At 57.6% G+C, this 9,559-nt stretch carries 11 protein-coding genes and 1 tRNA gene; 10 read left to right on the forward strand and 2 right to left on the reverse strand.

The genetic code is table 11. The features are described 5' to 3' along the window. The first annotated feature begins 792 nt into the window (after positions 1-792). The 10 genes from AC56LH_RS13085 to AC56LH_RS13130 all read left to right on the forward strand — a co-directional run bounded on the left by AC56LH_RS13085 (position 793) and on the right by AC56LH_RS13130 (position 6,947). Positions 793-1,662 carry a hypothetical protein gene (locus AC56LH_RS13085; protein WP_499646662.1) on the forward strand — a complete coding sequence of 290 codons (870 nt, stop codon included), beginning with the start codon at positions 793-795 and terminating at the stop codon, positions 1,660-1,662. Continuing rightward, positions 1,659-2,012 carry an STAS-like domain-containing protein gene (locus AC56LH_RS13090; protein ID WP_499646664.1) on the forward strand — a complete coding sequence of 118 codons (354 nt, stop codon included), beginning with the start codon at positions 1,659-1,661 and terminating at the stop codon, positions 2,010-2,012. Before AC56LH_RS13085 ends, AC56LH_RS13090 begins: the two co-directional genes overlap by 4 nt. Positions 2,013-3,410: 1,398 nt before the next feature. Next, entirely contained in the window at positions 3,411-3,848 is a 438-nt protein-coding gene (locus AC56LH_RS13095) for a hypothetical protein (RefSeq protein ID WP_499646666.1), read from the forward strand. 13 nt (positions 3,849-3,861) lie between these two features. Continuing rightward, positions 3,862-3,987, forward strand: coding sequence for a hypothetical protein (locus tag AC56LH_RS13100; protein WP_343024529.1), 126 nt, complete (start codon positions 3,862-3,864; stop codon positions 3,985-3,987). A 28-nt stretch (positions 3,988-4,015) separates the two neighbouring features. After that, positions 4,016-4,915, forward strand: a complete 900-nt coding sequence (locus tag AC56LH_RS13105) for a recombination-associated protein RdgC (RefSeq protein WP_499646668.1) — start codon at positions 4,016-4,018, stop codon at positions 4,913-4,915. A gap of 372 nt (positions 4,916-5,287) precedes the next feature. Continuing rightward, entirely contained in the window at positions 5,288-5,473 is a 186-nt protein-coding gene (locus AC56LH_RS13110; protein WP_499646670.1) for a hypothetical protein, read from the forward strand. A 25-nt stretch (positions 5,474-5,498) separates the two neighbouring features. Further along, on the forward strand, positions 5,499-5,750 hold the full coding sequence (locus AC56LH_RS13115; protein WP_499646672.1) for a hypothetical protein: 252 nt from the start codon (positions 5,499-5,501) through the stop codon (positions 5,748-5,750). Further along, entirely contained in the window at positions 5,750-6,421 is a 672-nt protein-coding gene (locus tag AC56LH_RS13120) for a hypothetical protein (RefSeq protein ID WP_499646674.1), read from the forward strand. The genes AC56LH_RS13115 and AC56LH_RS13120 overlap by 1 nt, the downstream gene beginning before the upstream one ends. 8 nt (positions 6,422-6,429) lie before the next feature. Continuing rightward, positions 6,430-6,741: a hypothetical protein gene (locus AC56LH_RS13125; protein WP_499646676.1), complete on the forward strand. Its 312-nt coding sequence runs from the start codon at positions 6,430-6,432 to the stop codon at positions 6,739-6,741. A 2-nt stretch (positions 6,742-6,743) separates the two neighbouring features. Next, on the forward strand, positions 6,744-6,947 hold the full coding sequence (locus tag AC56LH_RS13130; RefSeq protein ID WP_499646677.1) for a helix-turn-helix transcriptional regulator: 204 nt from the start codon (positions 6,744-6,746) through the stop codon (positions 6,945-6,947). 447 nt (positions 6,948-7,394) lie between these two features. Here the strand turns inward: AC56LH_RS13130 and AC56LH_RS13135 are convergent. Together AC56LH_RS13135 and AC56LH_RS13140 are read right to left on the reverse strand one after the other, a co-directional pair. After that, positions 7,395-7,471: transfer RNA gene (locus AC56LH_RS13135), tRNA-Pro, on the reverse strand. An 89-nt stretch (positions 7,472-7,560) separates the two neighbouring features. Continuing rightward, complete coding sequence (locus AC56LH_RS13140) at positions 7,561-9,447, reverse strand: MFS transporter (RefSeq protein WP_499646678.1); 1,887 nt, start codon at positions 9,445-9,447, stop codon at positions 7,561-7,563. Positions 9,448-9,559 lie beyond the last annotated feature (112 nt).

Raw genomic sequence — 9,559 nt, forward strand, 5'->3', positions numbered from 1 at the left:
CCGGTGGGTTTTGGCGAGATTTCGGCGCCTGCGCCCAGCTATACTCGCGCGAGCGAAACGGCACGCTTAGATGCCAACTCAAAGTCCAAAATGCAGAAAACCTTTGTCGCCCTCGCAATCCTCGTGAGCTCGGTGTTGGCGCCAGCCGTCGTGGATGCTGCCGGGATCAGCATTGGAGCTGCCCCCCAAGGCGATGCCCAAGCCGTAGCTACCAAAATCATCACAGAGAACCATCGAGCATGCAAGAAGGTATCCGGAGCGACACGTCACGCTGATGGATCGATCAGAGCACAGTGCAATGGCACGAACTTTCTTGTCTTCGCGATCTTCAACCCGAAAGAAGGCCGCTCCGTTGAGCTTGCGTTGAACTGCACCGCAGCTAAAAAGCACCTACGCATCGCATGTTGAGTTCGGCGGAGAGCTGAGCGCTCTGCGGTGCAGTGGAATCTATGGCAAAGATGGTTTACAAAGATTGGCCTCGCGTCACCAACCATCCGCGAAACTCAAGCACACCACCTACAGAACTACTTCAAATTAGACACGATGTCATCACAAGTTAATGATGTAGCTCAAAAGATCAGAGAACAGCGCACTGCCTATGAGAGGCAGCGAAGGAAGGCGTTTGCAACCACGAAACATCGACGTCGCCACGGCCCGGTCGGTGAATACAGCTGGCGCGATAGGCGCCTTATGGTAAAAGTCCCAGAAATCTTAGACTTGACGCGGAATCGGACGGCTACTTACGAGCTCGCTGAGGCATGCCGTACTAACTGCTTAATCTTGAAAAAACGCATGATTCTGGATTTTGAAGAAACTAAGGTGATTTCGTCTGCTGCCATTCTCTACCTTGTAGCGGAATTCGATCGATGCAGAACTGTCGCTGGGGTTTTGATGCTCACGGGCACCTACCCGAGGGACAAGCGGTTACATCGACAAATGCGAGACAGTGGCTTTTTCGAAGCCCTGGGCGTGCGTAGCGAAATTGACATTGCGCCGAAATCTTTTCCATTAGAGTACATTAAGGTCCGTAAAGGTACGCAGGCTGATGGTCGGTTAGCTGTTGAGTTGCGCTCCGCTTTGCTCGGCCCCCATGAGGGGCAGCTTACGAAGGACAAGCGGAGTTCGGTCTTCCGAGGTCTGACTGAAGCAATGACCAACGTCTCTCAGCACGCCTATCCTGATGATTGGGAGGTTGGACCGATCAAGGTCATCAAGAAGGGATGGTGGATGCTTGGCCATATCAACAAGCTTCGGAAAGAACTGAAGATCATGATTGTTGACCAAGGTATCGGCATTCCGCGTAGTCTGCCGCGCACACATCGTGATGTACTGCCAGCAATACTTGCGGCGCTAAATCTGGAGAACAACGAGGGTGCCATGATTCATGCTGCCATGGAAGTTGGACGCTCCCGCATGGGCCAAACTCACCGCGGCAAGGGCTTGAATGATCTGAAACAGATCATAGATATATGTCAAGCAGGGACTCTACGGATCTTGAGCAAGAAGGGAGAGTACGTGTACCGTGTCCGTGACGGGATCTCTAGCTCAGTCGTGTACGGGCAGGACGTTCCGCTCAATGGTACACTCGTAGAGTGGACAATTCCACTTAGTGCAATATTGCCGTTCTTGGCCTTCACTGAGAACGGAATCGAGGAAAAATGAAAGTGATAAATATCGCCAAAGAGTTCTCTGCTTATCCAGTTGGACGATTTTATGGGGATGGTCCAGATAGTGGTGAACGGTTTAGAGATGAGTTCTTGGAAGCTCCCTTGAGTTCTGGGGAGGTCGTTGAGGTACATCTTAGCGGTACGGAAGGGTTTGGGTCATCATTCCTAGAAGAGGCATTTGGAGGTATCGTTCGGAAGTTGAAGCTTACCCAAGATGATGTAAAAAATCGTCTTAAGCTAGTGGCAGATGATGATCCCATGGACCAGAGCTATCTCGCGGAAACGATCGAGTACATCACCAATGCATGTCGGTCGTTACAGCGATCGAGTCTTCTACGCACGTGATGACTGCTCCTCCAGCAAACAGTCCTACCGAATGGCTCGAGGTAACGAAACTTGGCATTCAGATCACGGGCTACGTAGTTACGTGGGCTATCGTTTTGTTCGGTTGGCGGGTCAGCAACACACAAAACAAGCGGCGAGATGAACGGAAAGAGCTACGTGACCAGATCAGCTCAGTTACAGATTCCCTTCGGGAGGTCGAATCAAATGTAGTTAGCTATTTGACGGACCTTGAAGCAAGTCGGGACTCAAGTTACTGGACTGTGCATTTTGGTGTGCATCAGGTCAACTCTTCAGTAGTTTTATGCAAACTATTCAAGACCAGTGATATTGACAAATTGCTGCGGCAGTACAGGCAAGCAATCACTGATAAAGCGATGCCTGGGCCGACATCGGTACCGCCCAAAGGTGCCGAATTGGATAGTGTGCTGAGATCTGTCTCAGCCTCTAGCAATGCGTTGATACGGGGACTAGAAACGCGGTACCGAGAGTTGTACCCGTTTTCTGCTGTTCAAAAATGAGAGCCCGCTCTAGCGGGCTTTTTTACGATCAAGTCAGTCACCGCCTGGCAGTGTGTCTGCGAGGGCAGCGTAAAACAAAGCCTTGAATTATTTCAGGCTTAGTTGTCACCATTGCAACATTTGCTTCGACAGTGCAAAGCGTCGATAGTTGTGCCATAGCCTTTCTCGCTCCCTCGAGGCCCCGGAGTGCTCTATTTGCGGTCGACCGCTTGGCAGTTATAGTATTAGCTGACAAATTTTCGAGCATTGTAGACGTGATCTCCATAGTCCCGTAGAAAGCTGGCCAGCCGGAAACCAGTGGATAAGGGATGCCAAAAGCCTCCGCCTCGATGCGGGTCAGCGACTTTATTTCTCCCCTTGCTTCAAGGTAAACCTCGAGAGTCAATTTTTGCGACATTTTCGGGCCTTTTTTACAACGCACCCTCTATAGGTACTGTTCAGGTTCTGTTCTTGGCTGTTCAGGTAGGTATTTCTAAGTTATCGGCTTCGCTTTATCCCAGCGGAGCCTCGGTTCCAGAGCGTAACCCTCCCTAAAGCGGTCGACGTTTATCGACCTCCGTGGTGGGCTACCGCATCCCATGCTTTCGCCTTCGGACACTTTCGCTTGTTCGCAGACTTCCCAGGCATCTCTACCTGTCCCCCGGCGCGCTCTACGATCCACCCACGCGTTGCCCTTCCGGTCGTCCTTGGCACTTGAGCCTGAGCGTCGGCGGTTTCCCCTCCCTGCCCCAAGCCTGCAATCAGCCAAAATCGGCCAATGGAGGCAATTGTACACGCCATAAATCTTTTTGATAAATAGTTCTTGCGCGTTATTTATCTTATTGGTAAAGTTGCTTCATCGAGGCGAGCTCAAGATTTGAGCTGCGAAATTGGAGACAACATGACCGAGCAATGGAATAACGAATATTTGGCGGCAGCCTTTGCTGACGAGATCGCGTTGGCGAAACTTCACCCGCAATGGCGCCGCACATTTAAGGCGCCCAGCTTCTTGGGCATGAGCGAGTCACTCATCTACAGCCCGCGCACGAGCACTTTCGGCAACAGCGCTAGCTCGCCACGCCTGACCTTCTCAACGAAGATTCCGCAGGTGCCGCCGCACTGGCGCCGGACATGGGATGCCGCCGGCGCGCTCAGCACCGAGCTGGGCCTGAGTATTCGCCACGATGCTGACGAGGGCACCGTGTCCGTCGGAGTGGGCGTCGGGCGGCGCAACGTAACCGAGTCCTATGCCGAGCATCCGGACGCGAACGCCGCGACGCTCGCAGCAATTGTCCGCGCCGCAATCCAGCGCCTGGCCGACCTGCGCGCCGCGCACTGATGCCGAGATCACCATGATCCGCTTTCTCCTCTTCTTCGGCATGGACTGGGCCGAGCGCCACCCAGGCGTGATGCTCGCTTTGCTGGCCCTGCTGATATGCCTGGCCGGCGCAATCGATCCGATCGCGCCACACCTGTAACTGACTTCCCGATAACGAAGGAACTACGATGTTTTTCCGAAACCTCCAGATCTACCGCCTGCCGACGCCATACGCAATGACCGCCGGCGCACTGGCGACCGCTCTTGCGCATCAGGCTTTCGAGCCGGCCTCAAGCAGCGAGCTGCTGCGCCAAGGGTGGCAATCGCCGCGCGGCGCCGGCGCGCTACTCGTGCATGCAGTGAACGGCCAATTCTTGCTGCAGCTCGCTACCGAGAAGAAGGTACTACCCGCAAAGGTGATCAACCAGGTCGCCACGGCGCGCGCCGATGAGCTGGAAGAACAGCAAGGGTTCCGCCCAGGGAAGAAGGCGATGCGCGAGTTGAAAGAGCGCGTTGCCGACGAGCTGCTGCCGCGCGCGTTCCCGATCCGCTCGGCCGTGCTCGTATGGATCGATCCGGTCAATGGCTGGCTCGTGGTCGATGCGTCGGGCCCGGCCAAGGCTGATGACGTCGTCAAGCTGCTGCTCAAGGCGGTCGACAAGATGCCGCTGGAATCGCTACGCGTGCAGCGTTCGCCGGTGGCCGTAATGACTGGTTGGCTCGAAGCCGATGAAGCGCCGTACGGCTTTACGATCGACCAGGATGCGACGCTTCGCGCTACCGGCGAGAGTCGTGCCCAGATCGGATACAAACGCCACACCCTGGATCCACAGGACACCCGGCGCCACATCGCCGCTGGCAAACAGTGCACCCGCCTGGCACTGACGTGGAACGACCGCGTCAGCTTCGTGCTGGATGAGTCGCTGGCTATCAAGAGCGTCAAGCCGCTGGACGTGCTGAAGGAAAACGGTACCGGCGTGTATGACTCCGACGAGCGTTTCGACAGCGACTTCGCTCTCATGTCTGGCGAACTGGCCAAGCTGCTGGCGGACCTTGTCGAAGCGATGGGCGGTGAGGCGCGGGCATGAAACGTCGCGCCCGTCGCGCACCTAGCGCCGATTTGCAGACGTGGACGCCAGCCGACCGCACGGCTGTCCAGCAGTCTCGATTCAATGCGCAGTCGAACCGCCACCAGCGCGCGGTGGCGATCGAAAAAGCTTTCGCATCAGCACGCCCAAAGGAGCAAATAAAGTGACCACGACTAGTACCACACAAGTACTGGCGCCAGAGCTGCAGCGCCGCGTCGACGAACATGCCCTGCCCGACTGCCCGACTGCCCGCTGGACTGGGGCAGCGACGGCACGCCGCTGCCAGCATCGAGCATCGTCTACTTCTACCGGCCGCACGCGGGTGGCTTCGCCCTGTGGGCCGAAATCAAAACGCAGGAGCGGTTGGCTGAAGTGCGGGCATCGCCCGACCACTTCGAGCTGCGCGTGCTGTTCACGCTCCCCGTTGAGGATCTGGCGCGCGGCGCGCTGGTGCCGATCATGGAAGCGCGCCTGCGCCTGGACCGCATCAAGAAAGCCACCGACCAAGCCATCTCCGGCATGCACGACGTGATTCGCGAACTGGCGGTGAAGACATGAACGAGCACCGCCTGCGGGTCATCAAATGGAAGTGCGCGATCGTCGTGCTGTATTGCGCCGCGTGCGCCTCGGCCATTGCTCACGGGTGGCCGCTATGACCTATGAAGAATTGCGCATCAACTACCAGAGCGACGAAGAGATGGCACGCGACCTGCTCCGCAAGCTGATCGTCGCAGAAGCAGCAGCCACGATCGCGCAAGCGCATCGTATGCGTGCCGAAAACAAGCTGGCGATGACAATGCCGCGCCGCATTAACCGAGACCGAGAGGGAAACTGATGACGATCACCCAAGCCATCCAGCTCACCAAAGAGCGAATTGCCCGTGCATTTGGCATGCCCGTCCATATGTTGATGGACGCTGATCGCCCAGCGATGCCGCGCATCTGGTCGCTGTGCATGACCGGCGAAAACTATGGCGAAGTCGGTCCGGCCGGCAGCGCCTTCCAGCATCGCGGCGAAAAGCACGAGCGCGTGCTGGTGGTCGAGGTGTCCACTGCCGCCGGCGCGCTCGCCGACCAGATTAACCTCCGCCTCATCGATGCCATCGCCGCACAATCTGTCCAGCCGGCGGTACTGAGCCAATCTTGGGAGGCGATCGGACCCGTGCCAGTCGATCGAGACGACAACGGCTGGTGGTCGCATCCCGCAATCCCGAACTTCGACGAAGACGTCGATTCGTATTTGGCATGGGTGAAGGCCGTCGGCCTCGAAATGAAATACAAGGCACTGGAGAGTGATCCTGATCACCCTCTCTACGACGCATGGTTCGAGAACGGCGAATGCAACGCTTCGAGCTGGGCGCCGGAAGAACCCGCCGGCAACGGCTGGTTCACCTTCTCGATCCACGACAGCGAAGACGGGCCGATTTGGGGATGGGCGCGCAGGGTCGACCGCGCGGCAGCTCTAGCATCTACATCAAGCGAGCGCCAGGAAGGCGGTCAATCGTGAGACGAGAAGTGACGGAGCGCGATCTGCGCGCAGCAGAATACAGCGACGGCAGGCCAGACGAATACGAGTTCAGGAGCGACGGCAAGATCGTCCGCAAGGATCGCTTCCAGCGCGGCATGCGAGACATCGCGGCCATCGTCTTCGGCTGCGGCCATGACTATGAGATCGTCGACGTGATCAAAGCCATTCACACCCTGCACGGCGTACGCTTGGCCGCTGCGTTGGATATGGCGCGCGACGTGTTCGAGTCCGAGCCAAAGGCGTTGGAAGCCATCGAATATCTGAAAGCCGTGCTTGAAACCCAAAAAGAAGGGAAATGACAATGGAACGAATCACACGCTTTCTGCGGCTGCCGGTAGTAATCTCTCTAGTCGGGAAATCGCGCACTGCAATTTACCGCGATATCCAAGCGGGCATCTTCCCGGCGCCTATCCGGATCGGAGCGCGCTCGGTAGCTTGGGATTCGACTGCAATCGAAAAATGGCAGGCTGCTCGCATCGCCGCATCTGTTACGACTTCGAGCTGATATACCCGCACAACCGATAATTAGGATGCTCTGGAAGGTCGAAAGTAGCTCGACAAGGGCCGCCGGATAGGACTCTCACGATAACTTGATCAGGCACCCCCACGTCCTGAAGATAATTCTCAGCTCGTTGAACGCCTAAAGAGGATTTGATAGTCACGGCAGCACTAACGTCGACTGCGCGCACGTAGTCTAGGCGCCGGCATTCTTGCTTGGAATCAGTAGTCATCATCGCAACCCGAATAGAAATGCAACAGTTATGAATTCAGACTGACCTTCTTATCGTGTCAAAACCTGTTCGTACACCATAACTGCAGTAGCAGGGAATAGATACTCGAATGCAAAATGATCTTCAACCGGCGCAACAAAGCTGTAGGGGTAAATGTAGGGGTAAATACCGTAGAAAAGAAAAAGGCCAATCCGAAGATTGGCCTAAGTGTTTGATTCTTATGGTCGGGGCGAGAGGATTCGAACCTCCGACCCCGTGCACCCCATGCACGTACGCTACCAGGCTGCGCTACGCCCCGACTAGTCAATAATTATATCAGAGCCACAAAAAAAATCTTGCGCTTTTGCCATACCTGTCGCGGTGCTATGGCCCGGCACTGACTTCCGCTTACTTCCACTCCCCGCGCAACGTCATCACCTGCTGCTGCAGATATTCCGGTGTCGCCAGCTCCGGCGCCACTGGTGTTCCCACCGCCAACGACAGTTGCGAGCGCATGCCGCGCGCGATGCGGCGGCCAAACAGATTGCCCTGGTCGCGCGTGAACCAGCTGCCCCACAGCCCACGCAGCGCCATCGGAATCACCGGCACCTTGTTGCGCTCGACGATCTTGGTGATGCCATTCCTGAACTCGCTCATCTCGCCCGTTTTCGTCAGGCGCCCTTCCGGGAAGATGCAGACCAGCTCGCCGTCATGCAGCGCGTGGGCGATGTCGACGAAGGCCTTTTCCATCGTCCACGGGTCTTCCTTGGCCGGCGCGATCGGGATCGCATTGACGGCGCGGAAAATCCAGCGCAGGAACGGCGTCTTGAAGATGCGGTGGTCCATCACGAAGCGGATCGGGCGCGGGCTGGCTGCGTTGATGACGATCGCATCGACGTAGCTCACGTGGTTGCAGACCAGCACCGCCGGGCCTTCGGCCGGGATATGCGAGGTGTCGATCATGCGCACACGGTAGACGGTGTGGATCAGGATCCAGGCCAAAAAGCGCATCAGGAATTCCGGCACCAGCGAGAAGATGTAGATGGCCACCACCGCATTGAGCAGCGCCGTGGTCAGGAACAGCTCCGGAATCGAGAAGCCCTGCCCAAGCAGCAGGATCGCCACGCCAGCCGAGGCCACCATGAAAATTGCGTTCAGGATATTCATGCCGGCGATCGTGCGCGAGACGTGCTTCTGGTCGCAGCGCGTCTGAATCAGCGCGAACAGCGGCACGATGAAGAGGCCCCCGAACACGCCGATCATCACCAGGTCGAACAGGATACGCAAGGCGCCGGGCTGGCCCAGCAGCGCCAGCCAGTCGACGATCGCCGTGCCCGCCATGAACCCCGAGCTGGCGAAATACAGGTCGATGCCGAAGACTGACAGGCCGATCGAGCCGAACGGCACCAGGCCGATCTCGACCTTGTGGCCCGACAGGCGTTCGCACAGCAGCGAACCGGCGCCGATGCCGAGCGAGAACACGGTCAAGAGCAGCACGAACACGCTATGATCGCCGCGCAGGTAATCCTTGGAAAACACGGGGAATTGGGCCAGCAGCAGCGCGCCATAGAACCAGAACCACGAGTTGCCCAGCATCGACAGGAACACGGTGCGGTTCTTGCGCGAGTACGACAAGTTGCGCCACGATTCGGCAATGATGTTGCGGCTGATGCGCAGCTCGGGCACCGGCGCCGGCGATGGCGGGATGCGCCAGCTGGCCAGCAGACCCAGCACGGCAAACAGCACCGTGCCGCCGGCCACCAGCATGATGCCGTTCGGCCGGCCAACCAGCACCGCGCCAGCCACTTCGCCCAGCAGGATGCCGACGAACGTCCCCATCTCGACCACGCCATTGCCGCCGACCAGTTCATCCGGTTTCAGGTTTTGTGGCAGGTAGGCGTACTTGACGGGCCCGAACAGCGTCGAGTGCATGCCCATGCCGATCACGGCCGCGATCAGCAGCCACAGATTGTGCGTCATCCAGCCGATACCGGCCACCAGCATGATCGCGATCTCGGCGATCTTGACGATGCGCGCGAGCCTGGCCTTGTCGAACTTGTCAGCGAGCTGGCCGGCCGTGGCGGAGAACACCACGTACGGCAGGATGAACAGGCCGGGGATCAGATTGTTGATGAGCGACGGGTCGAGCGTGGTCCAGTTCAGCGCGTCGTAGGTCATCACGACCAGGAGTGCCGTCTTGAACAGATTGTCGTTGAACGCGCCCAGGAACTGGGTCCAGAAAAAGGGGGCGAAACGGCGCTGGGTCAGCAGGGAGAATTGGCTCGGTTGGCGCATGCTGGAGGGCTCGGGTGACTAGGATGCCGTAATGTACAACGGCAAGCACGGCCGAACAAAGCATGTTTCTCATATTCATGCTTGCGTATTCGCATCTGATACCGAAGGTCGT

The sequence above is a fragment of the Telluria sp. LT1R51-2 genome (assembly GCF_059685775.1).